General features: G+C 49.2%; 25 protein-coding genes. 15 read left to right on the top strand and 10 right to left on the bottom strand.

The features are described 5' to 3' along the window. Positions 1 to 38 precede the first annotated feature (38 nt). Positions 39 to 467 carry a GNAT family N-acetyltransferase gene (locus tag C7R92_RS14405; protein ID WP_106834736.1) on the bottom strand — a complete coding sequence of 143 codons (429 nt, stop codon included), beginning with the start codon at positions 465 to 467 and terminating at the stop codon, positions 39 to 41. Positions 468 to 646: 179 nt separating this feature from the next. Between C7R92_RS14405 and tnpA the strand changes: the two genes are divergently transcribed. The 7 genes from tnpA to C7R92_RS14445 all read left to right on the top strand — a co-directional run bounded on the left by tnpA (position 647) and on the right by C7R92_RS14445 (position 6608). Next, positions 647 to 1057, top strand: a complete 411-nt coding sequence (tnpA, locus tag C7R92_RS14410) for an IS200/IS605 family transposase (protein ID WP_146147616.1) — start codon at positions 647 to 649, stop codon at positions 1055 to 1057. 2 nt (positions 1058 to 1059) lie between these two features. Beyond that, positions 1060 to 2151 carry an IS200/IS605 family element RNA-guided endonuclease TnpB gene (tnpB, locus tag C7R92_RS14415; protein WP_106834738.1) on the top strand — a complete coding sequence of 364 codons (1092 nt, stop codon included), beginning with the start codon at positions 1060 to 1062 and terminating at the stop codon, positions 2149 to 2151. Positions 2152 to 2696: 545 nt separating this feature from the next. Continuing rightward, entirely contained in the window at positions 2697 to 3302 is a 606-nt protein-coding gene (locus C7R92_RS14425) for a QueT transporter family protein (protein WP_106834740.1), read from the top strand. Beyond that, positions 3299 to 4141 (top strand): energy-coupling factor ABC transporter ATP-binding protein, encoded by an 843-nt coding sequence (locus C7R92_RS14430; protein WP_106834741.1) that lies wholly within the window; start codon positions 3299 to 3301, stop codon positions 4139 to 4141. Before C7R92_RS14425 ends, C7R92_RS14430 begins: the two co-directional genes overlap by 4 nt. Next, complete coding sequence (locus C7R92_RS14435) at positions 4138 to 4953, top strand: energy-coupling factor ABC transporter ATP-binding protein (protein ID WP_106834742.1); 816 nt, start codon at positions 4138 to 4140, stop codon at positions 4951 to 4953. The genes C7R92_RS14430 and C7R92_RS14435 overlap by 4 nt, the downstream gene beginning before the upstream one ends. A gap of 1 nt (position 4954) precedes the next feature. Beyond that, positions 4955 to 5743: an energy-coupling factor transporter transmembrane component T gene (locus C7R92_RS14440; RefSeq protein WP_106834743.1), complete on the top strand. Its 789-nt coding sequence runs from the start codon at positions 4955 to 4957 to the stop codon at positions 5741 to 5743. Positions 5744 to 5759: 16 nt separating this feature from the next. Continuing rightward, positions 5760 to 6608 (top strand): alpha/beta fold hydrolase, encoded by an 849-nt coding sequence (locus C7R92_RS14445; protein WP_106834744.1) that lies wholly within the window; start codon positions 5760 to 5762, stop codon positions 6606 to 6608. A 39-nt stretch (positions 6609 to 6647) separates the two neighbouring features. Here the strand turns inward: C7R92_RS14445 and C7R92_RS14450 are convergent, their stop codons facing one another. Next, the gene (locus C7R92_RS14450; RefSeq protein WP_069851131.1) at positions 6648 to 7343 is read right to left on the bottom strand and encodes a hypothetical protein; all 696 of its coding nucleotides are present in this window, start codon (positions 7341 to 7343) and stop codon (positions 6648 to 6650) included. A gap of 156 nt (positions 7344 to 7499) precedes the next feature. Between C7R92_RS14450 and C7R92_RS14455 the strand changes: the two genes are divergently transcribed. The 4 genes from C7R92_RS14455 to C7R92_RS14470 all read left to right on the top strand — a co-directional run bounded on the left by C7R92_RS14455 (position 7500) and on the right by C7R92_RS14470 (position 12888). Further along, positions 7500 to 8243 (top strand): gluconate 2-dehydrogenase subunit 3 family protein, encoded by a 744-nt coding sequence (locus tag C7R92_RS14455; RefSeq protein ID WP_026043398.1) that lies wholly within the window; start codon positions 7500 to 7502, stop codon positions 8241 to 8243. Positions 8244 to 8257: 14 nt separating this feature from the next. Continuing rightward, positions 8258 to 9979 (top strand): GMC family oxidoreductase, encoded by a 1722-nt coding sequence (locus C7R92_RS14460; protein WP_106834745.1) that lies wholly within the window; start codon positions 8258 to 8260, stop codon positions 9977 to 9979. A gap of 219 nt (positions 9980 to 10198) precedes the next feature. Continuing rightward, positions 10199 to 11407, top strand: coding sequence for a trans-sulfuration enzyme family protein (locus C7R92_RS14465; RefSeq protein WP_106834746.1), 1209 nt, complete (start codon positions 10199 to 10201; stop codon positions 11405 to 11407). 26 nt (positions 11408 to 11433) lie between these two features. After that, positions 11434 to 12888: a sigma-54 interaction domain-containing protein gene (locus C7R92_RS14470; protein WP_106834747.1), complete on the top strand. Its 1455-nt coding sequence runs from the start codon at positions 11434 to 11436 to the stop codon at positions 12886 to 12888. 66 nt (positions 12889 to 12954) lie between these two features. Here the strand turns inward: C7R92_RS14470 and C7R92_RS14475 are convergent, their stop codons facing one another. The 3 genes from C7R92_RS14475 to C7R92_RS14485 all read right to left on the bottom strand — a co-directional run bounded on the left by C7R92_RS14475 (position 12955) and on the right by C7R92_RS14485 (position 14966). After that, positions 12955 to 13278, bottom strand: a complete 324-nt coding sequence (locus C7R92_RS14475; RefSeq protein WP_017252444.1) for an antibiotic biosynthesis monooxygenase family protein — start codon at positions 13276 to 13278, stop codon at positions 12955 to 12957. A gap of 76 nt (positions 13279 to 13354) precedes the next feature. Beyond that, entirely contained in the window at positions 13355 to 14248 is an 894-nt protein-coding gene (locus C7R92_RS14480; RefSeq protein WP_106834748.1) for an arylamine N-acetyltransferase, read from the bottom strand. A 202-nt stretch (positions 14249 to 14450) separates the two neighbouring features. Next, entirely contained in the window at positions 14451 to 14966 is a 516-nt protein-coding gene (locus tag C7R92_RS14485) for a stalk domain-containing protein (RefSeq protein WP_017252442.1), read from the bottom strand. Between the two features lie 223 nt (positions 14967 to 15189). Here C7R92_RS14485 and C7R92_RS14490 point away from each other — a divergent pair, with 223 nt between their 5' ends. Beyond that, positions 15190 to 15879, top strand: coding sequence for a uracil-DNA glycosylase (locus C7R92_RS14490; protein ID WP_069851122.1), 690 nt, complete (start codon positions 15190 to 15192; stop codon positions 15877 to 15879). Between the two features lie 79 nt (positions 15880 to 15958). Here the strand turns inward: C7R92_RS14490 and C7R92_RS14495 are convergent, their stop codons facing one another. After that, on the bottom strand, positions 15959 to 16600 hold the full coding sequence (locus C7R92_RS14495) for a thiamine diphosphokinase (protein ID WP_106834749.1): 642 nt from the start codon (positions 16598 to 16600) through the stop codon (positions 15959 to 15961). Positions 16601 to 16633: 33 nt separating this feature from the next. Beyond that, positions 16634 to 17044 (bottom strand): 2Fe-2S iron-sulfur cluster-binding protein, encoded by a 411-nt coding sequence (locus C7R92_RS14500; protein ID WP_106834750.1) that lies wholly within the window; start codon positions 17042 to 17044, stop codon positions 16634 to 16636. A 143-nt stretch (positions 17045 to 17187) separates the two neighbouring features. On the opposite strand from C7R92_RS14500, the gene C7R92_RS14505 reads away from it, so the two are divergent. Further along, positions 17188 to 18096 carry a GNAT family N-acetyltransferase gene (locus C7R92_RS14505; protein WP_106834751.1) on the top strand — a complete coding sequence of 303 codons (909 nt, stop codon included), beginning with the start codon at positions 17188 to 17190 and terminating at the stop codon, positions 18094 to 18096. An 18-nt stretch (positions 18097 to 18114) separates the two neighbouring features. Here C7R92_RS14505 and C7R92_RS14510 read toward each other — a convergent pair whose 3' ends face one another. Then, the gene (locus C7R92_RS14510) at positions 18115 to 18921 is read right to left on the bottom strand and encodes an Fpg/Nei family DNA glycosylase (protein ID WP_106834752.1); all 807 of its coding nucleotides are present in this window, start codon (positions 18919 to 18921) and stop codon (positions 18115 to 18117) included. A 205-nt stretch (positions 18922 to 19126) separates the two neighbouring features. On the opposite strand from C7R92_RS14510, the gene C7R92_RS14515 reads away from it, so the two are divergent. Both C7R92_RS14515 and C7R92_RS14520 read left to right on the top strand, forming a co-directional pair. After that, the gene (locus tag C7R92_RS14515; RefSeq protein ID WP_069851114.1) at positions 19127 to 20284 is read left to right on the top strand and encodes a THUMP domain-containing class I SAM-dependent RNA methyltransferase; all 1158 of its coding nucleotides are present in this window, start codon (positions 19127 to 19129) and stop codon (positions 20282 to 20284) included. A gap of 74 nt (positions 20285 to 20358) precedes the next feature. Further along, a complete protein-coding gene (locus C7R92_RS14520; protein WP_106834753.1) occupies positions 20359 to 23094 on the top strand; it encodes a DUF4855 domain-containing protein in 2736 nt (911 codons plus the stop codon). A 55-nt stretch (positions 23095 to 23149) separates the two neighbouring features. Here C7R92_RS14520 and C7R92_RS14525 read toward each other — a convergent pair whose 3' ends face one another. Together C7R92_RS14525 and C7R92_RS14530 are read right to left on the bottom strand one after the other, a co-directional pair. Further along, entirely contained in the window at positions 23150 to 23590 is a 441-nt protein-coding gene (locus tag C7R92_RS14525; RefSeq protein WP_244195751.1) for a hypothetical protein, read from the bottom strand. A 285-nt stretch (positions 23591 to 23875) separates the two neighbouring features. After that, positions 23876 to 25123, bottom strand: coding sequence for an MDR family MFS transporter (locus C7R92_RS14530; RefSeq protein ID WP_106834755.1), 1248 nt, complete (start codon positions 25121 to 25123; stop codon positions 23876 to 23878). Between the last annotated feature and the right edge of the window lie 182 nt (positions 25124 to 25305).

Below are 25305 nucleotides of genomic sequence, written 5' to 3' on the forward strand. Positions count from 1 at the left end.
CTGGATGTGGGGCTACTTTTTTGGGGAAGATTAGACTGCTAATCAATTCTCTTCTGTAGGTAAAATCTTTGATGGGAAAGAGGGCAATCATCGAGTACACCATGTATCTCGTACCCGTGTTTTACATAAAAGTCCTTTGCTTGAAAATCAAAAGTATCTAAATGAATCAAATGAATGCCATACTCCCTAGCTGTGTTTTCAATTTCAAGAAGAAGCTTGCTTCCCAATCCGTTCTTTCTCATATCATCTCTGACCCATAAAGCATCAATGTACAAACATCTCCAAGAATAGTACACACAGTTTATTCCCGCAATGATAGTGCCATCTTCATCACGAACGTGTTTATTGATTTTTGAAAAAGGAATGGTCAGTTCAAACGGAACACTCGATTCATTGTATTCAACGATTCTTTGCTCAATAAAATCAGCGTCATCTCTCGTGCTTTCTCTGACTAAATATTGTCCCATGATAACTCCTTTATCACTCGTGTCGTAAAACCCCTTGCTTTAGCTATGGGGATATAAGGCACTTTGCTCTGCATCCCCTGTAGGGGGTGCTAAGAGCAAACAAAAATAGTTCTTTTTTTGTCGATCTCTGTTAGATATGTCTTCTCTATCTAACAAAATGGTATAATTAACCATAGGTGATGGTTTTGAGTAGATCAGTAGAAAGTAACCACAATGTCGTATTTGACTGTACATATCACGTTGTTTTTTGTCCGAAGTATCGTAAAAAGGTTTTGAAAGAGCCAGTAGACATTCGATTAAAAGAGTTGTTTCTTGAAAAGGCAGTGGAACTACGTGCGGAAGTTGTTGAAATGGAAATCCTGCCTGATCATGTTCATTTGCTCATCAAATGCGATCCCCAATTCGGAATCCACCGAGTCGTAAAACATTTGAAGGGCTATACATCCAGAGTATTGCGGATGGAATTTAGACATCTAAAAAGCAGACTTCCCTCTCTATGGACAAACTCCTACTTTGTTGCAACGGTTGGCACGGTGCAACTCGATGTGATTAAGAAATACATGGAGTCTCAAAAAGAAAGGAATGATTGAACTTGCATAGAGCCTACAAATTCCGTTTGTATCCAAACAAAGAACAAGCAACACTCATCAACAAGACAATTGGATGTACTCGCTTTGTATTCAATCACTTTCTTGCGAAACGAAAAGATGCTTACGAACAAGAAAACAAAACGCTTACTTACAACGACTGTTCTGCTTTGCTCACGCAACTCAAAAAAGAAATCGAATGGTTGAAAGAAGTGGACTCCACTGCCCTGCAATCAACCTTAAAAGATTTGGATTCTTCCTACAAAAAGTTTTTCAAAAAGAAAAAAGGCTATCCCAAATTCAAAAGCAAGAAGAATCCAAAGCAATCCTATACATGCAAGATGAACATCAAAATAGAAGGGAATCGCATCAAACTTCCTAAGCTGGGATGGGTATCGTTTGCTAAATCCAGAGAAGTTGAAGGGCGAATTCTATCGGCTACGATTAGATGTAATCCTTCAGGTAAATACTTTGTGTCAGTATTGTGTGAAACAGAGAGTCAATTACACCCAAAAGTAGAACAAACAGTTGGGATTGACCTTGGGATCAAGGATTTCGCCATTCTCTCTACTGGTGAGAAGGTGGCAAATCCCAAATACTATCGCAAGTATGAAAAACAACTGGCGAAGTGGCAACGGATTCAATCTCGTAGACAAAAAGGCAGCAACAACCGGAACAAGGCGCGTACCAAAGTAGCTCGACTCCACGAAAAAATTGCAAACACCCGTAACGATTTCCTACATAAGCTGTCAACCAAGCTGATCAACGAAAGCCAAGTGATCTGTTTGGAGGACTTGCAAGTGGAAAATATGGTCAAAAATCACAAGTTAGCCAAATCCATTGCAGATGCTTCGTGGTCTATGTTTCGTGCGATGCTGGAGTATAAGGCAGAATGGTATGGAAGAAGGGTCTCCATTGTTGGAAAACAATTTCCTTCAAGCCAGCTCTGCTCAACTCCAAACTGTGGATACCGCAACAAAGAAGTGAAAAGTCTCAACTTGCGCAGTTGGATATGCCCGCACTGTGGCGTACAACATGATCGTGACCAAAACGCTGCTATCAATATTGAGCAAGAAGGACTTCGATTGTTGGCATAGTCAACTAAACTGTGGGACACACAGGGATAGCTTGGTAACATTCACCCCGTTAGGAGTGACTACCCAAGAATCCCCCTGCCTTTAGGCATGGGGAGTGTCAATTAGTTATCTTGAATATTTGACTACTAGTATATCACGAGGGAGAGAACAATGATTCTCTCTCTTTTTTATTCATTTTGATTCTCCCTAAGAAAGCAGGGGGAAAGCAAACAGCTCGCAGAGGAAACAGGAGAAACAAGCGAAGATCTTAGGGACACCGACCGAGACGGAATGCAAAAAGCGAAACACGCCCTTAAGCGTCCACCTCTGAAACACATCCTGAACCGGCCACTTTGGACGCGGTTTCGCTTTTTGCATGGAGGCGGGCAGTCAATCCCCCAGCGGGTGGCCCTAGAAGCTGAGCGTTTTCTCCTGTTTCCTCCCCACCCTACCGCTAGAACCAATGGTTTTACCCACCCTCTTCTAGACGATCCAGAAAAGAGAGAGTAAACTGGCTACAGGAATATTCCAAACATTAACACTTGACACAAGGAGGAGTTATTCTGATGCTCTCGAATCTGTTCCGGCGGAAGTGGACGACGGTAGATTACGTCCTGATTGTCGTCACTGCCGCGCTCTACGCTGTTGCCATTATCATGCTTGCCAATATCAAGCTCATTCCTTCCGTACCGATCCGTCCGGCCAATGCCCTTCAGCCCGTTTTTGGCATGTTATTCGGCTTGCCGGGATGCATAGGCCTTGCCTTTGGAAATATGGTCAGTGATTTGTTAACCGGAAGCGCACCGCCTCATGCGATCGCGGTCGGTTTCTTTTCTAATTTTATGGGGGGCTTTATCGGGCTACTTGCTGTGAGTCACCCTGCCCTGAAAACAAAACGCAGTGTGCTTCAATACATCGTGTTTGTAGTCATCATCAGCTCGGCAGTAGTAGCATGCGGGATTCTTGTTAACTTTGCACTGGGCTTAACTCCGAAAGAGGTAGTTGCTGTATTCATCCCGACGGTGTTCTTGAACCAAGCCATATCAACGGCAGTTCTGGGACCGATCCTCTTAAAGCTGTTGTACCCATTCGTGAAGCGCTCTGGACTTTACCGGGGTCGCCCCTTGCAGGATTTTAACTATCTCGGGAATGAAAGCAGGATCGCAAGGTGAAAACAGAACCATTGCTACGAGTAAACGGAGTCTATTGGCATTATGAAGAGGGAGCACAGTCTGCGCTAGCGGACATTCATCTGGCGCTTTATCCAGGGGAAGTAGTCGGCGTAGTCGGGCCTGCTGCCGCAGGGAAAACGACGTTGCTTTTGACGATGTCAGGTCTGATTCCAGCTAACTATGGTGGACATTTCGTGGGGAGTGTCGAGTCCAATGGCGAGCAAGGCATCGTCTTTCAGGACCCGGAGACGCAGTTCATCGGGCTAACCGTCGAAGAGGAGCTTGCCTTTTCGCTTGAGAATGCCGGGTGGTCGGACGAGCGAATCGAAAAAAGAATGGCAGAGGTACTCGATCTGATTGGATTGAACAGCTTTGCTAATCGTTCGCCTCTTGAGCTGTCGGGCGGAGAAAAGCAGCGGGTGGCAATTGCATCCGCTCTTTCCCACAGCCCACAGGTACTCATTTTGGATGAGCCTACTTCTGAGCTGGACCCTGTGGGGGCGCGGGAGGTCTTCTCGCTTCTTTCACGTTTGAAGCGAGAAAAAGAAATGACGATTGTGGTATCGTCCCATGCGACAGAAGAGCTCGCAGCCTTTTGCGACCGAATGATTCTGATTGCCGAGGGGAAAATCGTATTGGATCAGCCAACTCGCCAATTTTTTGACCAAGTGGACGTGTTGGACGAGCATGGCATATTGGTCCCGGATGTCATCCGACTCTATCACATGCTATGCCAGCAAGGCGTCTTGTCGGCGTCCACTGCTGGTGTGCCTCTGACTGTTGAGGAACTGGCACTCTACTACAAAGAAGCACGGCTCGTTCGGGAGGGTAGCCTGTGAGTGTCGTTATTGAACTTAATGATGTCTGGTATAGTTATGAAAAGGAAAAGCTGGTGCTGCAAGGCGTTTCGCTCCAACTGAAACAGGGAGAATTCGTCGCCATCATCGGGGGAAATGGTTCCGGTAAAACGACATTGGCCAAGCATTGTAATGGTCTATACAAGCCAACGCAGGGTACCGTCAAAGTGAATGGTCTCGATACCAAGACGATGAGCGTTGCCCAGCTATCGAGAATCGTGGCCTATTGCTATCAAAATCCTGATCATCAAATCTTTCATTCGACCATAAAGGCAGAGGTAGCATTTGGGCCCAAAAACATGGGCTGGCCGCCTGAAAAAATAGAGCAAGCTGTCGCGGAGGCGTTGGCAGCAGTGGGGTTATCCGACAAGGGTGACGAAGAACCCCATTTCTCGAGCAAAGGCACGCGGCAAAAGATTGCGGTGGCTTCGATCTTGGCGATGAAGCCGCAAGTGATCGTGCTGGACGAACCTACGACCGGTCTCGATTACCGAGGCATGCAAGAAATGATGGAGCTGGTGCGGCATTTACATGCGGAAGGTCATACGATCATCGTCATCACGCATGATATGCGTCTGGTAGCGGAGTATGCCCAGCGAGTGATCGTTATGCATAAAGGAAAGCTGTTATGCGATGGGGACCCAGTGCACGTATTTTCGCAAACACAAGTATTAGCTGCTGCCCAAGTAGAAGCGCCTGCCATTTATCGTTTTGGGAAGGCTGCTGGGATCGACGACCCGATTCCCCTCACGCTGACAGCGATGAAAAAACAGGTGCTGGGAGAGGGGATCTAAGATGAAGAATGCCCATCCGAGCTACACGCTGCTTGTATTCGTACTGCTGGGCTTGCTCCCTTTTTTATTCCAGGACCCGCGTGCGCTAATTGTTCTGTTGGCGATAAACATCGCACTGATTGCCAAGCTGGGCTGGGAGCGCTCTATGATTAAGGCGTACATATTGGTTGGTGGAATCGGTTCGTGCTTTGCAGTGATTACGTGGCTACCGTTTACCAATGTAGGCACTCCGTACTGGAGCAGCACCATTCCGTTGATCCATTATCCCGTGCAAATCACGGATGTCGGTGTCTTATGGGCATTGGGAATGGGACTTCGACTGGCAAATGTCGCGTTATTGTCCATGTATTATGTGTTTACGACATCGCCCAGAGAAATAGCAATGGGACTTCGCGGGATTGGCGTTCCGTTTTCGATCAGCTATTTGCTCTCGCTCATTTTTCGCTTTATCCCCCTCGTCAAAAATGATTTGGCGATCATTCGGGAAGCGCAGATGGTACGAGGGATGTCGACGAGCGAAGGAAATGTTCCGGAACGCATCAGGAAGTACAGCTACTTGCTCGTACCGCTCATCTTCAACTCACTCAAGCGTGTACAATTGATTGCTAATGCATTGGATGCTAAAGGCTTTCGCATGCGTAACAGTCAGCATCGGTTTTACCGCAGCAAACGCTGGAAAAAAGCAGAAGTATTCACACTAGTGGCTGGTGTATGTATCGTCTCGGCACTGTTTTACATCGCCAGGCTGCATCCAGATCATATTGGCGTGCTGATTCCGGGGCGTATTTAGTGAGGAGGTAGGCAAAATGGACGAAGCATTGTTTTCGCAGGTCAATCGTTTGCAGGTAGAAGAGGGCACGCTGGAGTACGGCGTAACAGGAAAGTCAGATGCACCTGCCTTGCTGCTTTTGCATGGCATTCGCAACACTAAGCTGCTATTTGCGCCCATCCTGCCACGATTGGCAGAGCGATATCGGGTGATTGCGGTAGATATCCGTGGTCACGGGAATTCTGTGAGCGATGGTTCCTTTTCGTTTGAGCGGATTGTAACGGATTTGATTCAACTTTTGGATGCAGAGCAGCTTGAACAAGTGACGATTGTCGCAGCGTCCTTTTCTGCTGTGCCTGCCCAGATGCTTGCGATTCGCGAGCCCAAGCGAGTAGCGTCGCTCGTATTGCTGGATGGAGGGTATTATTCCTTGGGAGAAGTGCCTGGATTCAATAGGGAGAAGGTTGTCGAGCGGCTGGCTACCACGCGTTTTTCTTCCGTAGAGGAAGCGGAAAGGCAGTTCGCAGAGCGGTATGGTACGAGAGTGATGCCAGAGGGCTGGATGCGAGACGAGCTTTTGAAAAGGGAAGACGACAGCTACGGATACCGTTTGCCGAGGGAAGCTTTCTCCGCTTATTTCAAAGAGTACAGCGTCCATAGCCAACCGGAAATGTTCCAACAGCTGACATGCCCCGTGCTATTACTGCTGGCTGACGACAGCTTATTGTCAAAAGAAGAGCAGCAGTTTCATCATCAGGCAGTCGCCAATTATCAGGGGATTGTGAAGCAGGCCAAGGTGAAAATGATACAGGAAGCTCAACATTTGCTGATGGTAACGCATCCGCAAGAGACCGTGAACGAAATCCAAGATTTTTTATTGAAATAAGGAAGGGACAAGCGAGGATGCTTGTCCCTTTTTCTTTGTTTACCGCTTTGCTTCGCGTATGAGCACGCTCAGCTGTTCGGCCATGGTTTGATTATTTTTGTGATTCTTCATTTGCTTTTTCACTGTTTCTAGCGCTTGGATGCCTTTTTTCGAGTTCACGACCTTCACCGGTGTATCCGTTCCGTAGATACGCTCGATTTGGGTGCGTGCTTGTGCGAATGTGTTCTGATGATCACTCGTACCCAATGTACCTGCGGTTCCGCTCCCTGATTTTGTATGGGCAGCATCATGCCCTCGACTGGAGCTTCCCGAGTAATTGCTGATGAGATGGGACTGCATCGGGTCCATTTGATTGATCGATTGTGTATTGGCAGTAGAAGGGGCCAAGTAGATGGCATCGTTCACGATCAATGCCTGAACGCCGTGAACGCCCGCTGCCTTCAGTTGGGCTTCCAACTTTGTAGAAGGACCGCCCGTGTGCAAGTGTGAGCTGCCCATGGAGCTGTAGAGAGCATTGCCCATTCCGCTATACGTATGGCCGTGCGCGTTTGTCGTGAATTTCTTATCACGATCCACGCTTGGAATAACATTTGCGCCTTTGGGCGTCTGCACGGTGGACTGTGTGTGTGCTGGCGGATGCGGCTTCGTAGGCGGAGCAGCCTGATTCATACAAGCTGTCATTAGAAGTACAGCCCCTAACCCTGCGGTTCCTACCCATGTATGGAAGTGCTTCATCACGATCCCTCCAAGTCTTCCTACCTAGATAAACTTATCCTTTGTTCGCGGCATGAAGTTATGAGTGGAGTATGTTGGAAAAAATTCCGGTGATCACGAGTATCTTGTGGAAAAAATGCACAAACCAAAGGAAGGAAATCACTGGAGGTGGTAGATTTGGCAGATTCAAACAACGTGAAGGAGCAGCCAGTATCCCGAAGGAACTTCTTGAAAAACTCCGGCCTGGTGCTGGGAAGCTTGGTCGTGGGTGGCGTGGCAGGGAGCTTGCTCCGCAAACCAGAACCTCCGGCGCAGCCAGCAGCACCGCCCCCTGCTGCCGATTACAATCAGGCACTCATGTTTTTTACGCCTGAGCAATTTAAGGTAGCGGATGCCGCCTGTGAGCGCATTTATCCTGAGGATGAGCTGGGTCCGGGCGCGAAGGCACTCGGTGCCGCTTATTTCATTGACCACCAGCTAGCGGGTGATTGGGGCTTTAATGCTCGTGAATACATGCAAGCGCCCTTTTTTCCAGGTGAGATCACACAGGGCTATCAAGGCAGGTTGAAACGTAGGGAAATATTCGATATCGGCCTTCAAGAGATGAACAACTACAGTAACAGTACCCATGGAAAACGGTTTTATGAACTCCCGGCGGAGCAGCAGGACGCGGTTTTAAAGGCTTTTGAAACCGATGAAGTAAAATTGACGACCATTTCGGCGAGTACTTTTTTCAATATGCTGCGGGCCAGTACGATCGAAGGCGTTTATGCAGACCCTCTGTACGGAGGTAATAAAAATATGGACGGCTGGAAAATGAAGAATTTCCCAGGTAATCAGATGGCGTATACACAGCTGATCGATAAGCCTGAGTTTGTGAAGATGGCTCCCTTAAGTCTGCGGGATCATCAACAACATTAAGGGGGACTGTACATATGGCCAAAAAGCTGCCCAAGGTTGACGTCGTAATCGTGGGGGTGGGCTGGGGAGGAGGCATTATTGCTTCCGAGCTAACCAAACAAGGTTTGACAGTAGTGGGCCTAGAGCGAGGCAAGGAGCGGAAAACCGAAGACTACTTCATGGTACACGATGAATTGCGTTACGCTCTTCGTTACGAGATGATGCAAGATTTGTCCAAGGAAACGATTACGTTCCGCAGTAAAATGAACGTTCGCGCGCTTCCCATGCGGTCATACGGTTCCTTTTTGATCGGGACAGGACTCGGGGGAGCTGGTATCCACTGGAACGGACAGACCTTCCGCTTCCTGCCGTACGATTTCGAAATCCGTTCGAAGACGATTGAACGGTATGGGGCAAAGAAAATTCCTGAGGGAATGACGATCCAGGATTGGGGCATTACCTACGATCAATTGGAGCCGTACTTCGATAAGTTTGAAAAGATGGCGGGAATCGCAGGCGAGGAGAATCCGTTGGGGGGGAAACGCTCCAGTCCTTATCCGATACCTCCGATGCGTACGACACCGAGTATGAAAATGTTTGCAGATGCTGCGAAGAAGAAAAGCCTGCATCCATACATCCTACCATCTGCAAATCTCTCGCAAGCGTATACCAATCCAGACGGGGTGGCTCGGGCAGCTTGTCAGTACTGCGGCTTCTGTGAAAGGTTTGGTTGCGAGTACGGAGCAAAAGCCGATCCGGTGGTGACGGTGATCCCGGTAGCGAAGAAGACAGGGAAGTTTGAAATTCGCACGCATTCCCATGTCCGCAGAATTTTACATACAGGGAACAAGGCGACAGGCGTCTTGTATACGGATGTCACGACAGGGGAGGAATTCGAACAGCCCGCCGATATTGTGGTGATGACCAGTTATGTATTCAACAACGCGCGAATCTTGCTCATGTCCAAGCTGGGGAAACCGTATGATCCAGCAACGGGAAAAGGCGTAATCGGAAAAAACTACGCCTACCAGGTCATGAGAGGAGGCGCGGTCGGCTTCTTCGACGACAAGGAGTTTAACAATTTTGCAGGCGCAGGCTCGTTGGGAATGTGTTTGGATGATTACAACGGTGATAACTTCGATCACTCCGATTTGAAATTTATCCATGGGGCGAATATCGCTGTCACACAAACTGGCTTTCGACCAATCGGCACGAACAAGGTGCCACCGGGAACGCCTAGCTGGGGCAAGGATTTCAAGGCTGCATCGATCAAATACACGAATCGGTTCATATCCGTAGGCGCCCAAGGAGCTTCCATGCCATTTCGACAGCACTTCCTTGATCTGGACCCGACGTACAAGGACGCATTTGGTGATCCATTGATGCGCATTACGTATGATTTCGTCGATCAGGACAGGGAGTTGGCGGCTTTTTGTGCGGATAAGTGCGCGGAAATTGTGAAAGAAATGGGTGCGAACGAGAAGCTCGAAATCAACCGCAAGCTCGGACCCTACGATATCACACCATACCAATCGACGCACAATACAGGTGGCGTCATCATGGGAGCCTCTCCAGAAACCTCGGCCGTTAACAACTACTTGCAGATGTGGGATGCGGAAAACGTATTTGTCGTCGGGGCTTCTGCCTTTGCGCACAATAGCGGCTACAATCCGACAGGAACGATGGGTGCTCTCTCCTATCGAGCGGCAGAAGGCATTTTGAAATACAGGAAAAGCGCGGGCGGCATGATCGTATAAGCTATTTTTCTAGTAATGCAAAACATAATTGCAACTATGCGAAAAGTCGTTGGGGCAACTAACGGCTTTTTCTCGTGAATTCGAAAAAAATCATTTGCATGATTGCGAATGTCTGCGAGCGCAGAAAGGGAAGAGCACTGGAATGATGCGGTTTCTCACCTTGGCACGCTCCTTGCTATACCCTTTGGTAACAGCACAAGCAAAAGGGAGAGACGAGAAATGACGACAAACAAGTGGAAGATGGACACCTCCATTATTCATACAGCACAAACGCCTTGCCAAAAAACAGGAGCAGTCGTATCCGCGGTGGTGCCTGCCGTGGCCTACGCGTTTCCAGATGCAGACTCCGCAGCGGCGTGCGTGGCTGGGGAGCGGGAAGGAACGTACTACGGAAGATATGGCAACCCTACCATCACCACTTTGGAGCAAAAAATCGCCGCGTTGGAAAATGGCGAAGCTGCCTTGGGTGTAAGTAGTGGGATGGCAGCCATTTCGGGAGCTTTGCTCGCCTTTTTGAAGCAGGGTGATCATGTCGTGTGTACCCGAGATGTGTACGGGGGTAGCTACAAGTTTCTTACGACCATGGCCCCGCGTTATGGCATTGCGACGGACTTCGTCGATTGCACCGATTTGCAGGTAGTCGAGAGCGCTTTTTTGCCAAACACAAAAGTTCTGTACCTCGAAACACCCTCGAACCCGTGCCTGACTGTTTTAGATATCTCGGCGTTGTCACGTTTGGCGCACGCGCATGGCATTGTGGTAATCGTCGACAATACCTTCTTAACGCCATACTTGCAGCGACCGCTTGAGCTAGGGGCTGATGTCGTCGTGCATAGCGCCACCAAATATTTGAACGGACATGGGGATGTCATCGCGGGCTTCATCGTTGGGAAGCAGGAGCATATCCAATTCATGCGCAAAAACGTCATGGGAGACTTGGGACAAAATTTGAATGCTTGGGATGCTTTCTTGATCTTGCGTGGGCTGAAAACACTCGGCTTGCGTGTCAGACAGCATGGGCAAAATGCGCAGGCAGTGGCGGAGTTTTTGGTGCAGCACCCTGCAATCTCGCACGTCTACTACCCTGGTCTGCCTTCCCATCCACAGCATGAGCTGGCTAAACGGCAAATGGCCGGAATGGGCGGGATCGTTTCCTTTGAAGTAAAGGGCGGCTACGAGGCAGCCAAATCTTTCATTAACGCTCTGCACTTGGCTATGATATCGTTTAGTTTAGGAGATCCCGAGACACTGGTACAGCATCCTGCCTCGATGACGCATTCCTCGATTCCTGCCTCTGAGCGAATCAAGTTCAACATTACGGACGGTCTGATTCGTTTATCGACTGGCTTGGAGGATGTGGAGGATATCATCGCGGATTTGGAGCAGGCGCTAGCTAGTCTGCCAATGGTGGCAGTGTCTAGGGGATAAAGGAACGTGAAACTGGAGGATTGGGCATGACAGAGTTTTCCCGGATCGAGGCATTCATTCAATCGTACGCCGACAATATTTCCAAGGTACTGGGACTCGATGTCACCATCCTGGATGAACAAGGGATACGTGTGAGCGGGACCGGCTACTATCAGGAGTTGATTGGATTGCCTGCGCCGGAGGGATCGTTTTTCCGAATGATCCTGCAAACCGGACAGCCGGGAATGATTTTTGACATGAAAAAGAACGAATCGGAGTGTGGCAATTGCAAGTTTTTGCAACAATGCCGAGAGCTGGCGACGATTGGATTTCCGGTGCACAAACGGGAGAAGACGGTAGGGGTCATCGGAATTATCGGCTTTTCCCCCGAGCAAAAAGAAAAGATGCTGCACCATTCGGAAACATGGATGCCGTTTTTGCAGCATACGAGTTCCTTGATTGAGCACAAGCTGCTAGAGCTGGATGCGCAACGGGAGAAGAGCTGTAACATTCAAGAGGAAATGCCGCAAGCCTCGGTTCATCCGGTGTATTTCGCCCAGCTGATTGGGGCAGAAACAGGCTTGCGCGATGTGATTGCCAAAGCGAAAAAAGTGACGCACAGTATTTCCACTGTTTTGATCCGGGGAGAGAGCGGAACGGGCAAGGAGCTGTTAGCAAAAGCCATTCACTGCGAGAGTGCGCGCAGCAGACAGCCATTTATCGCAGTCAATTGCGCGGCGATTCCTGAGACCTTGTTAGAAAGCGAGTTGTTCGGGTACGAAGGTGGCGCATTCACAGGCTCCAGACGCGAAGGGAAGCCAGGGAAATTTGAATTGGCCCACAAGGGAACGATTTTTCTGGATGAAGTAGGCGATATTCCGTTGTCCCTCCAGCCCAAGCTGCTGCGCGTCCTTCAGGAGAAAACAGTAGATCGGGTAGGCGGCGTGAAGACGCTAGGCGTGGATGTACGTGTCATTGCTGCTACACACAGAGATTTGGAGAGCATGGTCAGGGAAGGAACGTTTCGCGAGGATTTGTATTATCGACTCAACGTCATCCCCCTGCGGTTAAAGCCGTTGCGCGAACGCACGGAGGATATCGTTCTTTACTTGCAGCATTTTCTGTATCGATACGGGACGTTGCTGCAAAAAGGTAGACTGGAGCTCGAAGCCCAGCTCGTCCAACGACTACAGGCATACGAGTGGCCGGGGAATATTCGTCAGCTGGAAAATGCCGTCGAGTATATGGTCAACATGGCGGAGGGGCAAGTCATCGGCAACGAGGAGCTTCCTGAGTATTTGCTGTTCGAGGATGAACCGACGACGGTAGGCAGCGATTTGGGATTGGAAAAGCTGGTGGCAGAATATGAACGCTCCATTCTGCAACGATATTTGAACGCAGGCAAGTTTGGACAGGACAAAGCCGTGATTGCCAATGAGCTGCAAATCAGCTTGTCGACTTTGTACCGGAAGATGGAGAAATACGGTTTGGAAAAAGGATAGAGGAAAATAAAAAACCAGCCTGGATTGATCGGAGTTTTTCCGAGGTCTGGGCTGGTTTGTTTGTATTTACGAAGGCTGCGGTTCTTTTTTCGCTTTTAACTCGTAATGGCCGGTATTGCCGCTAATGTACCACTCAGGGGTCTTTTCTTCGCGCGCTTCGCGGTGACCTGCCAGATGAACATCACTCAGCTCCCACTGCTTCCACGCTTCTTTTGATTCCCAGCGGATTATGACGACCACTTCTTCTTCACCTTTGCGTGGCTTCTGTACTAGCACGCTCAAATCTACAAAACCAGGAGCCTTCTCAACAGCACCAGGCTCGCTAAAGCCTTGTACAATTTTGTCAGAATGACCTTCCTGAACGACGTATGTTTTTATCTCCATCATCATGAAGTGCGACACTCCTTATATCCCATTTCCCTACTTTTCCATATTATTGAGAAATATTATCATTGTCAACCAGATATTAGCAAATGGTAGGGGGATCGAGAGCTTCGTTTTCAAGTGGGACTTCTTTTTTCTTGGGGGCAGAGAAAATATCAATACCACGTTCGAGCAAGATTTCTACCGCCTCGCGAACAGGGAGAAGTGGCAATTGCATTTCATCGGCTACGGCAGCTTCTATATCAGAGATCGTGTGGAGGGGTGTTATCTGGTCTGTGCCATCTGAATAACCGATGTGGAGAGTGTTGTTTTTGAGGACCACGAAGCGATCTTGCTCTAGCTGAAAACGATGAATGTGAAGTCGATTCAAAAAGAAGGCGTCTGGTAAAAAAGAGGAGCGGATGACTTCCGACAAGTCGGACAGTTCTTTTCGTTCATTCGGATGAAAATCCCACGGAGGAATTGCCACTTTTCCGTTTTCATACCGCGTAAAGCGATAGTGTTCAGGATGATCGGGACTTTTGGTCAATTCCATCGAAACAGTGCCAAAAGGCCTGGTATGGTTCCCCTCTTCCAGAAAATGAATCGGCTCAAAGATAGGAGCGGTAGCCCCCGTATCCACATAGACGGGTGTCTTTCCTGTGTTCGGACCATCGATCAGGATGGCAGCATGCCCACCGCCTGGCAAGATGAGCTGACCGAAGAATCCAAGGGTGCGAAGCAGTGCGAGAAAGCTGTGATTGCTGGTATAGCATGTGCCGCCGAAGTTATAGTGGATCGCATTGTGTACATATTCCTCAGGGGTGGGTACCTCATGTTTTCCGTCACGGAAAAAGAGCAGTTTGCTTACATTTTCATAAGGGAAGGTCTGCAGATGCGCGCGACAGAGCTCACTGAGATAAGAGAGGTTAGGGGACTTGTGATCTAGCTGTAAACGTTGAAGGTATAAACTCGCCCAGTTCGGTAAGGTAGACATAAACAAGTTCACTCCTTATATAAAATAAATAGTAAATAAAAATGTTTATTAAATAGCGGTATGGAGATAGTATCACAACGGACAAGTGGTAATCAATCTAAATTTTTCCAGAAAATAAAAAGGCACCGGAAGGATATCCTCCGGTGCTAGCGGGTCCCTAGTCCGCTGTCTTTTTCGTACGAATAAATAAGTGCAGAAGAAATTATAATAACGACTTAATTTCCCCGGTATTCGGGTTCACTACGAACCAGCCATACGTACTGGTGTAGCTGTCGCCAGATTGGAAGTTGTTCACGACCGTTTGGTACACTTGGATGACATAGTGACCTTTTTCGTCGTCATGAGCGTACTCGACTACATGTGTCGGCGAGAGTTTGCCAGCGAATTTCTTTTTCACCAGCTCGATCGCTTCCATTTTGGAGTACATTTTTGCTGTTGGAATTTTACCGATGAAAATCGATTTGGTTCTCGCATCGTAAATGACCGGTTTGTTCAGGTTCTCTGCTACGAAGCGGATTGGTACATAGACGGAGTTTTTGTACATGATGCCTTGTACGTCGCTGTTTGGTGATTTCGGCATCCCGTCAAAGTAGTAGGTGAACGGTGTTTTCATTCCTTCTTCCGCGTCTGGAAAAGCGGGTGCTGCAATGGCAATTCCGGAAAAGAGCACCGAACCTACAACAATGCCCCCCAAAAATGACTTTATGTCCCATTTCATGATGTGAAACCCTCTCCCTTTCTCTTTTCTCTAAATCTTCCCAGCAATCATTATGTCAAAGATCATAGGAGAAAAGCTATCAAACGAGGGTACTAGGAAACAAAGACTAGGAAACATGGGAAAGATAGGACCAAATCAGAATGGTCCTAGTTCTCGAATCAGTGGTTCAGTGATGGGGTGGTTTGTGGTAAGGTAGAAAAAAACAGCGGACAAGGTGAGGAACATGACTACCATATTGCAAAATGACTGGGCCCCCGTATTGGCCGATGAATTCGAAAAGCCCTATTATGTAAAGCTTCGTCAGACGTTGAAGGAAGAGTATCAGACGCAGACAATTTACCCAGATATGTTTCATATATTCACAGCGCTGCACCTGACTGACTATCAGAATGCAAAGGTTGTGATTTTGGGGCAGGACCCGTATCACGGACCGGGACAAGCACATGGATTGAGCTTTTCGGTCAAGCCGGGAATCAAGCCGCCACCGTCTCTGGTCAACATCTACAAAGAACTGAAAAGCGATGTCGGTTTTGAAATTCCCCAGCATGGTTACCTGAACCATTGGGCGAAGCAAGGCGTCATGATGCTGAACACCGTTCTGACGGTTCGTCGCGGCACTCCGAATTCGCACAAGGACATTGGGTGGGAGACGTTTACGGATCGAATTATTCATTTGTTGAACGATCGGGAGACTCCACTTGTTTTCATCCTGTGGGGAAAGCATGCGCAGGAGAAGGCGGCATTCATTGATCGAAACAAGCATTTCGTCATCGCCTCCCCGCATCCGAGCCCATTTTCGGCGAATCGCGGCTTTTTTGGCAGTCGTCCTTTTTCGCGGACCAATGAGTTTTTGCGTTCGCGCGAGCTTCAAGAGATTGATTGGCAGTTGCCGATGCAGGTAGAGGAAGAGTAGCCTGCATTTGTTTCAGGGAAAAGGAAAAGGATCTCCATTGTTTTGCATCATGCAGGGAGATCCTTTCTTTTTCTAACGATTAGTCTTTGCTTTTGACAACGAGCAGCTTGCCCGTTTGAATCGTGATCGTTCCAGTCTGTTCCGTTAGCAGATTGCTGATGCCAAGCGTGTCGCCGATCCGCAGGGTCGCGTCCTTCAACGGATAGAGGAATCCAGTTAAGGTGATCCCTGTGACTTCCGATGTAAAAGGCAGCAGAGAAATATGATCAAAATGATCCTGCGCGATAGTACTATGGCGGTCAATCAGACGGATTTCATTGGTCTCATCGAGGATGAGGCAGTTGGTGCCCGTCTGCAACGCTTTGTTCAGCAAGTGTACGTTTGCCAGCATATGGTCAAAACGAGAGCCGAGCACACCAAGCAGCACAATTTCCTCGGGCTGTTGCTCGATTGCCCAAGTAAGGGCCATCTCTGTATCAGTCAAATCTTTCATGACGGGATCGCAGGAGGAGACGTGCATACTGTGGCGTTCAATTTCTGCCATTTCCTCGGTGCTGACAGAATCGAAGTCACCAATCGACAATCTTGGCACAAGACCGTTGCGAATGAGGAACAAGGCACCTCTGTCAACGCCGACGAGCCAATCATTTTCGCGAATCTCTTGGATCGCCCAGTTGCCCAGATTGCCCCCAGCGAATAGTAGGATGCGTGTAGGATTCATGCTACGGCCACCTTTATCTATTAGAAATACCCTCTATGTAGGAATCGAAGAGCGAAATGTGCTCTGACAAGCGAGGCGATAGCCTGTAGCGAGTTTTTCTCCCAGCTTTGCTTTTTCCTGTCCGGTTGGGGTGTCGAGTAATGATGCACCAGCTACGATCTGTACACTGCACTTGCCGCAATGCCCTTGTTGGCATTTGTAAGTGATGGGTTGATCTTGCGTGAGCGCAGCTTGTAATAGTGTCTGAGAGGGAGTGTACCGGACTGGCATCGTTTGTGAGCGCTGCTTCACCTGTACGAGCTTCTGCTCTGATTGGGGGCGAGCCGGACTCATTTCTGTTTTTTTCAATGATGTATGCGTCTGCACGGGAACGGGGGCTGGACTCGACATCTGTACGTCAGATCGTCCAGGAATGAGCGAGCCGACCGTAAGCTGTTTGCGCATAGGAACCTCCCGAGTAAGTGATTATTTAATTTTACCATGTCAGGCGTGTGGGTGACAAAGCTGGAGAAAGGTGTTCCGAGATGATTGAATTTTTAGATTTTATCGATTAAAATATTTTTATCAAAAACTAGGAAGGTGATACCATGATTACCATCAAACGGATGAGCGACTGTACCTTTGCAGAAGTGACCAAAGCGTGGAACCGAGGATTTGAAGGCTATTTTATCGAGTTTACGATGACAGAAGAAATGCTTGTCCAACGACTGGGGGGCGAGGGATACGTGCTGTCCCTGTCTGTGGTTGCTTTTGACGGCACGGAGCCGATTGGCGTAGTGGCCAGCGGGATGAGAACCATTGCAGGGCGAAAAGTCGCGTGGAATGGTGGAACGGGTGTCGCCACGGAATATCGTCGACAAGGAGTAGGGAAGCAACTGATTGAGGCGACATTGGATTTGTACCGGGAAGCTGGGGTGGAAGTAGCTACCTTGGAGGCATTGAGCCAAAATACCAAAGCGATTGCCTTGTATGAGCAAAAAGGCTATGACGTTGTGGATCGTCTGTTGTTTTTACAGCAGAGTGGGCCGCTGGCAGAGAATGCCTTTCAGACAAATGTACAGGCTGATTATCGGGTTCGGCGCATTTTGGCTCCGGAAGTCGCCATGCTGCCGTTTTACGTGACCGATGTCCCATGGCAAAATTACTGGCTGAACTTGCGAGATGCGCAGGCCGTGCTTATAGAAGACAGAGAGGGTCAGGCGGTCGGCTATGCAATGTACAAGTGTTCGATAAACGAAGAAGGCAAAGTGAGTGGGATCGTGCTGCGTCAATGTGTTGCACAGCCAGAGCATCCTGATGCCCAAGACATTTTGAAAACCGCACTCGCGCACGTGTATGGGCCGCTTGCACACGATTGCCGCCGTTCTACGTTTAATTTGCGCGCGGCTGATACGTTGCTTGTTGAAATCCTGCAAGCGGCGGGATTCAGTCCTTCCGAGACGGAGCAGGTGTTTATGATCAAGCAGATGGAAGCCGCAAAGACTCCTGTCGTCTAGGGAGTGAATACGCTCCTGTCAATGCTGGCAGTTCGTGCAGGCGAATACTTTGCGGGAGGAGAGCTCGCTCTTTTCGATAGGCTGTCCACAGCGCGGGCAAGGCTCTCCGCCTCGATCGTACACCTGGCAGCGCTCATCGAAGCCACCTGTCAGGGAATCACCGGAAAAGAGCGGCTGCATGTAACCGCCGAATCGAATGGCTTCTGTAAGCACGGTTTGCATGGAATGATACAGTTGTTTTTGTTCCTCGAAAGAAAGCGTCGGGATCGTCCGGGTAGGAAGGATAGCGGCCTGAAAGCAGATCTCGTCCGCATAGCAGTTGCCGATGCCCGCCAGCAAATGCTGATTGACTAATGCTGTTTTGAGGACGCTGCGCTTGTCAGTGAGCAGCTCCGTAAATCGGGGAAAGGTAAACAGCGGGTCCAATGGCTCCGGACCGAGAGGAGCCAGTCTCTCGTCGATCTGAACGTTGGTGAGCAAGTGCAGGTAGCCTAAGCGGAGGCCGTGAAAATATAAAATGCGCTCGTCAAAGGCAAGAGTCACTTGAGCGGTTCTCTTCAGCTTGTCTTCCGCAGAGCCCAGGTATAGAAAGCCGCCGAGCATCAGATGAAGCAGCAGGACATGTCCACTTTCCAGATGGAAGAGAAGATGCTTGCCACGTCGGTCGACAAGTGTCAGGCGATTGCCTTGCAAGAGACGAGCAAATTCCGCAGGTGGTAGATTAATCGTTTTTTCCCGCTGAACATGTGTGGCAGTAATTGTTCCGCCACCGATTTTTTCCTGTAGCAGTCGGCGATAGGTCTCCATCTCAGGTAATTCTGGCACCCTGACTCCCTCCCGTACGCAAAGTTTTTCGTAGGATGTCCCATATGGGGGATCCACATGCCGTACCCCGTCACTGTTTTTCGGTGATGGGTCTTTTGAATTTAGACAAGTTTACCAACGCTATTCGTAAATGGGGTAATATAATATGTAAGGTAGTAGGACTGGGCATTTGCCCGAAGGATATCGGACGGACAGGAGATTACATATGCAAAAAGTAGAATTGATCGCTACGGCGACTTTTGGTTTGGAATCAGTAGTAGCAGAAGAAGTAAAGGCACTCGGATACGGTCCGGTACAAGTGGAAAACGGCAAGGTAACGTTCACCGCAGATATTTCTGCGATTCCCCGCACAAATTTGTGGTTACGAACTGCCGACCGCGTGCGTCTTAAGATAGGGGAGTTCAAAGCGACTACGTTTGACGAGCTGTTTGAACAGACAAAAGCACTGCCGTGGGCCGATTGGATCACAGAGGATGGGACGTTTCCAGTGGAAGGGAAATCGGTCAAATCTACCTTGTTCAGTGTGCCGGATTGCCAAGCGATCGTGAAAAAAGCAGTGGTAGAAAGTCTGAAAAAGACCTACAAGCGCGAGTGGTTCGATGAGCAAGGGCCGCTGTACAAGATCGAGGTGGCACTTCTCAAGGATGTGGCGACGCTGACGATTGATACGTCAGGACCGGGCCTGCACAAGCGCGGCTACCGGGAATTGATCGGACAAGCGCCACTGAAGGAAACCATGGCTGCGGCGATGATTATGCTGTCTCGCTGGAAGCCTGATCGGGTATTCATGGACCCATTCTGTGGTTCGGGTACACTTCCGATTGAGGCGGCGCTGATCGGACAAAACATCGCTCCGGGGATGAATCGGGAATTCGTTTCCGAGACGTGGCCTATCATTCCGAAAACAGCTTGGCGTGAAGCGCGCGCAGAGACCCATGATTTGGCTCGTTATGATCAAAAGCTGGAGATTATCGGGACAGATATGGATGACGAGATCTTGAAAATTGCCCGCCACAACGCCACTGAGGCCGGTGTAGATGACCTGATTCATTTTCAACGCATGGATGTGAGGGATGTGCGGACCAAGCGCAAGTACGGCTACTTGATTTGCAACCCACCTTATGGGGAGCGCTTGGGAGAATGGAAGCAGGTTGCCAAGATGTATGGCGAAATGGGGGAAACCTTTGCTGCCATGGATACGTGGTCTTTCTATGTTATTACGTCCGATGAACAGTTTGAGGAGCATTTTGGTCGTACAGCAAGCAAAAAGCGCAAGCTCTACAACGGAAATATCAAGGTAGATTACTATCAGTTTTTCGGACCTAGACCGCCGCGTGGGCCAATGGTTACCCCGACCGAATAGACATAAGAGTATTGTTCAAAGATGACTTTTTGAACTACCTCTAAAGAAGGGGCATAATTGGAGGAGAAAATGCAATGAGCAAGAGTAGATTCGGGAGCAGAATGCTGGCTGCGCTATTGGCAGCGACGACATTACTGGTCCAAAGCACGCCGTTGACTCATGCTGCGACAGAGCCAGAGAAACCGGCGGTGGAGAGCGAGAAACCAGCAGACCAGACCAAGAAGCTGGAAGATCAGTTCAAAAAACAAGAAGAAGCGCAGACGGAGTTTACGGATTTGGGCAACAGCTACGCCAGTAAAGCCGTAACCAGACTTGCAGCCCTTCATATGATCAGTGGTCAGGGAGAAAACCGCTTTAACCCGCAAAACACGATTTCTAGACAGGATATTGCAGTGCTTTTGACAAAAGTAATCGGTCTTCAACCAACAGAAATCGACGATGCCGCTTTTGAAGATGTACCATTGGAAAGTCCTTATGCACCGTACGTATATGGACTCTCTGAGTTGGGTGTGATGAACGGTAGAAGTGAGCACACGATGGGTGCTCTAGACCCGCTTACACGACAAGAGCTGGCTGTCATGCTGTCTCGCTTGATGAAAGAGGGCGCTGTGACCAAAGTGGCAGGTCAGACCCCTGTTGCATACAGCGATGAAGAAGAATTCGCCGATTACGCCAAAACGGCCGTGGAAGAAGTGACGAATCAGCGCTGGATGCAAGGTGCAGGCGGCAAGTTTAATCCGACAGGTACTGTCACGCGTGCAGAGGCTGCTGTGATCGCTGAGCGCGCCTTGGATGCACGCTACCAGCAAGCAGAACAGGTGAAATACAAGGTAGATGTAGAGCGGCTGAGTTTGGCTGCTGGCACGAGCCAACGCTTGAAGGTAAGCAGCATCGGCGGAGATGATCTGCCTTTTACACCTATTTTCGCTTTTGATCGTCCCGAGCTGGGAGCCGTTTCGGCTGACGGAACCTTTGTTGCTGGTCCTACAGCAGGAAAAGGAAATCTCACGGTGACAGTCGGCTACAAAACGACGACGATTCCCGTTGAGATCAAGGACGCTGGTAAGCCAGCTGTCGAAAAGGTAGAGGACACGCCAAAGACTACGCCGGTGACTTCCTCCAATGAATCGGCAACGAAAGTCGATGAAAGTAAGACGGTAGTAGAGGGAGAAAAGCCAGACGCAGACACCGGAACAACAGAAACGGATGCAACGAAGCCTGCTGATCCAGAAGAAGAGGCGAAAGAGCCAGCAGAGAAGGACGAACTGGTCAATATCGCACCAGGCAGTTATACATCGGTTACTACTTTTGGAGCGCCAGACTCGTATTTCCAAGAGCTGGAGAAGCAGTATCCGGGTCCAGTAGGCGGACTTGTTACGCCTACAGAAGACTGGACGGGATACCACCGTCAGTTTGGGCGCAAGGTGACCGTTGAGCTCGACGAGGCGAAGCCATTGGAGAGAGTTGCGCTGACGTTTAAGCAACAGAAGACCTCGGGCATCACGATGCCAGAATACATGGAAGTCGAGGTATCTCGCGACGGGAAAGTGTGGTCGTATGCGGGAAGAGCCGTTCACGATGTTTCCGCCAAAGAGGACAAGCTGGTTACACGCACATTGAGCGTGACCTTGCCGGACGTCAACACCCGTTATGTCCGGGTATCTTTCCCGGTGAAAGTATTTACGTTCGCTCGCCAGCTGGAGGTATGGGCAAAAACGGATAGCGAGTGGAACAATGGCGCTGTCTTGTTGCCGCCACCAAACCCGGCAAAGCTGGAAGATGCCAAACAAGCAGGACGTCGTGTGGAAAATATGCTGCTCGCTTATACCGGAGAGCATGGCGAACTCGGGACATGGACCAAAGAGGATTTCCTCCCGATGGTTGGTTACCGCACCGTAGATGGTTATATGCGTGACCAGATGTTTGACACGATTTTGTTCCTGCCGTATCAGACGATTCCTGCTACGAAGGAAAGCTGGACAACGTATATGAATGATTTGTTCGGCTCGAATAAGCAGCTGGATGCTCTTAACCAAGCTATGCGGGAATACAATCGCCTGCGCGGAACGCTGTATTCAACACCGACGCAGGAAAATGTTGTGTTGGCTCTGCCATATCCGAATGCCAGTCAGACCAATTTTGGCCAGCTGGATGAAAAGAAACCATCCCTTTCCTTCAACCCTGCGGGAATTGGGGAAGAGCAAGCGTATCAGAACCGCAAAGCTGCACTGGAATGGTACTTCCAGGAGCTCATGAAGCGCTGGAACAAGGAAGGATACGCGTATCTGAAGCTGGAAGGAATCTATTGGTTCCATGAGCTGGTGGAGGATGGTGCACCGAAAGAACGTCAGCTGATTCGTGACATGGGTAGCATGGTGCATGACGAGGCGCTGCGATACTATTGGATTCCGTATTTCGGTGCACCGGGAGTGTCCGAGTGGAAATCTCTTTATTTCGATAAGGCATTCCTGCAGCCGAGCTATTATAGCGACAAGCCGGTAGGAATTGACCGTATTCAAGGGGTGCTGGACGTCGTCAACAAGTACGACATGGACATCGAGATCGAAGGCGACTGGAAGATGTACAATGATCCGAAGTTCTATCAGACCTACTACAATCAGTTAGTGGCCACCCACAAGCTGGGGATGGATAAAAACAACGTACACGCTTACTACTTCGGCTCCAAGACATTGCTAGAGTCTGTCAAGAGCACGGACCCTGTCAAGCGCGCCATCTATGAAGATACGTACAAATGGATGCGCGGTCGTTTTGACAGAACGGAATTTTTCGAGGGCAGCGAGATGCCGTAGTGAATGGAAAAGAGTCTGTTTCCCGCTTTGTGGGGAGACAGACTCTTTTTTTTATCTAAAGCGGATGGGCAGACTTTCGCCCAATCGTTTTCCTATAGATCTCCACCAGTTCCTCCAGGATCATTTCTTTCGTCGCATGTAGAAGCGGACTCGGATGGTAGTAATCGATTCCCTTGGGGCAAGGCTTGCCAAAAGTCGGTATCCCTGCTGCTGCGATCCGTTGTTTCCACAGTTTCTTGAGCGAAGAAAAATGCTGCCAGGAATGGTGATGTGAAAGCCCCCACCCCAGCAGGAGCCACGGATGCTTTTGCAGTTCCTGCGTAGATACGAGCTGAGCCGCAAGCGTCGTTTCTTTCTCGTGAATGAGCTGCTCGAAATGAGAAATGGCACTCACGGCAGCTGCATTTTGTACGGAAAACAGGTTGTACATATGGAATCTGCCTGCCAATGCCCGCTTTCCGTAGATTGCCTCCACCAGCCGGATCAATTGTCGCATGGTGGGATCGAGTGTGGTTTGACCTATGACGCTATGACCGGGAGCAGGTCTTTCACGAAAAAGCTTGGCACTACCAGGGTTCAGTAAGAGACAGCTCCCAAGAGAACGATGCCCCTCTGAATACGCTCCCCATTGAAGATAGGTAGAAGTTCGGTAGACGATTCCTCGATGTTCTCTAAATGTAGCAAAGGCATTCGGCTGGTTTATAACGATCCCCTCCTGGTCAAGCTATCTATGACTCATTTATATGAGAGGAGGAGATTTGGTAGAACGATATGCTCTACTCTAGCTACTCTTGCTAACTTCTTTGGCACCAATCATCCGGAACAAAATGATATACAGATAGGCACTGACTAAGGTAAAGCCCAGGATGACACCGAATACACCAACAGGTGCGAGCCATTGGGATAGTCCGATCGTCAGGGGAGCGAAGAAGCGACCAATGGAGAACTGGAGCGAAGAAGCTCCCATGTACTGACCGCGCGCATCCTCCGGCGAGTATTTACTGATGAAGCTCTGGGCGACTGGTGTGCGCATCAGCTCGCCGAATGTCAAAATCGCCATACAGCCGAACAGGAGCCAGATATTCGTCGTAAAGGCCATCAAGAACAGGCCGAGACCGAATAAGATGGAGGAGATGACGAGGCTGTTGCGATCACTCCAGTTTTCGAACCAGCGTGTGACTGGCAGTGTAAACAGAACCACCAAAAAACCATTTAAGGCCATGAGCCAGCCGAATGCGCTGGTTCCCCCGACAGAATAAGTCCAATTGCCCCAAGAAAATAATGCTTGTTGCATGACATGCTCTTTGACATACAACGCCATGTAAATATCCAATTGCATGAATCCAATGGCGATCAAAATCCCTGCGCCAATGTACAGGGCAAATGCTTTATCTCGGAAAATAATGGCGTAACTCTTGAATTGCTGAATCAGGGAAAAACGCTCCTTTGCCTTCTCCTGACGGACGTGTTCAGGCAGCGTTTCTTTGATCAGGAAAAAGACGGCAATCGCAAAAAGCAACTCAACGATGGTACAGAACATTAACAGCTGCGGACGGTAATGAACAAAAAAGACAGAACCCAATACGGGACCCGCAACCACCCCGATGTTCATCGCTGTGTAAAAGGTAGCAAAGACAATTCTTCGATCTTCTTCTGTGGTCAAATCAGCCACCATGGCGGAGCTGGCAGGCCAGTAGAGAGCCCCAGCGATCCCGATCCCGATGAAGGCAATATAGTCGACCCAAGGGGACGGGGAGAAAGCAAACAGGGCAAACATCACGGTCGATGTACAGAGCGAGAGCAGCATGGTGAACCTGCGACCTACCCGGTCAGCCAAATATCCGCCAAACAGGTTGGACAGCATCCCGAGCAGCGGTGGTACCATCAACAGAAGACCCGCTACATCCTTCCCAAACGTATCGCTAAAATAAATCGCCATAAACGGAAAGTACATCCAAAAGAAGGTGTGCGTAATCAATTCACCAAAGAGACGTACCTTCAAGTTAAGATCCCACGAACGCCAAATCATGACACGAATTCCTCCATTCTATTTCTGCAGGTGCTTTGACCTCGATTCTCTTCTTGGAAAAATTCCACGTAAAAAAGCGCAAACGGGGTAGAGACAATGCTCTTCCGCTTGCGCTTTATCAAACGATACAAGGGTGGCGGGAAATAACCAGTTCAACGGGGTACAAAAGAGAGACGGTTATA

The sequence above is a fragment of the Brevibacillus porteri genome (genome assembly GCF_003013475.1).
GTDB lineage: Bacteria > Bacillota > Bacilli > Brevibacillales > Brevibacillaceae > Brevibacillus > Brevibacillus porteri.

Coding starts and splice junctions, on each gene's coding strand:
- C7R92_RS14495 (WP_106834749.1), bottom strand. CDS start 16,600: ATGAATCCTACACGCATCCTACTATTCGCTGGGGGCAATCTGGGCAAC.
- C7R92_RS14460 (WP_106834745.1), top strand. CDS start 8,258: ATGGCCAAAAAGCTGCCCAAGGTTGACGTCGTAATCGTGGGGGTGGGC.
- C7R92_RS14445 (WP_106834744.1), top strand. CDS start 5,760: ATGGACGAAGCATTGTTTTCGCAGGTCAATCGTTTGCAGGTAGAAGAG.
- C7R92_RS14475 (WP_017252444.1), bottom strand. CDS start 13,278: ATGATGATGGAGATAAAAACATACGTCGTTCAGGAAGGTCATTCTGAC.
- C7R92_RS14465 (WP_106834746.1), top strand. CDS start 10,199: ATGACGACAAACAAGTGGAAGATGGACACCTCCATTATTCATACAGCA.
- C7R92_RS14450 (WP_069851131.1), bottom strand. CDS start 7,343: ATGAAGCACTTCCATACATGGGTAGGAACCGCAGGGTTAGGGGCTGTA.
- C7R92_RS14425 (WP_106834740.1), top strand. CDS start 2,697: ATGCTCTCGAATCTGTTCCGGCGGAAGTGGACGACGGTAGATTACGTC.
- C7R92_RS14505 (WP_106834751.1), top strand. CDS start 17,188: ATGATTACCATCAAACGGATGAGCGACTGTACCTTTGCAGAAGTGACC.
- C7R92_RS14470 (WP_106834747.1), top strand. CDS start 11,434: ATGACAGAGTTTTCCCGGATCGAGGCATTCATTCAATCGTACGCCGAC.
- tnpA (WP_146147616.1), top strand. CDS start 647: ATGGTTTTGAGTAGATCAGTAGAAAGTAACCACAATGTCGTATTTGAC.
- C7R92_RS14490 (WP_069851122.1), top strand. CDS start 15,190: ATGACTACCATATTGCAAAATGACTGGGCCCCCGTATTGGCCGATGAA.
- C7R92_RS14520 (WP_106834753.1), top strand. CDS start 20,359: ATGAGCAAGAGTAGATTCGGGAGCAGAATGCTGGCTGCGCTATTGGCA.
- C7R92_RS14485 (WP_017252442.1), bottom strand. CDS start 14,966: ATGAAATGGGACATAAAGTCATTTTTGGGGGGCATTGTTGTAGGTTCG.
- C7R92_RS14525 (WP_244195751.1), bottom strand. CDS start 23,590: ATGCGACAATTGATCCGGCTGGTGGAGGCAATCTACGGAAAGCGGGCA.
- C7R92_RS14515 (WP_069851114.1), top strand. CDS start 19,127: ATGCAAAAAGTAGAATTGATCGCTACGGCGACTTTTGGTTTGGAATCA.
- C7R92_RS14440 (WP_106834743.1), top strand. CDS start 4,955: ATGAAGAATGCCCATCCGAGCTACACGCTGCTTGTATTCGTACTGCTG.
- C7R92_RS14405 (WP_106834736.1), bottom strand. CDS start 467: ATGGGACAATATTTAGTCAGAGAAAGCACGAGAGATGACGCTGATTTT.
- C7R92_RS14530 (WP_106834755.1), bottom strand. CDS start 25,123: ATGATTTGGCGTTCGTGGGATCTTAACTTGAAGGTACGTCTCTTTGGT.
- C7R92_RS14500 (WP_106834750.1), bottom strand. CDS start 17,044: ATGCGCAAACAGCTTACGGTCGGCTCGCTCATTCCTGGACGATCTGAC.
- C7R92_RS14480 (WP_106834748.1), bottom strand. CDS start 14,248: ATGTCTACCTTACCGAACTGGGCGAGTTTATACCTTCAACGTTTACAG.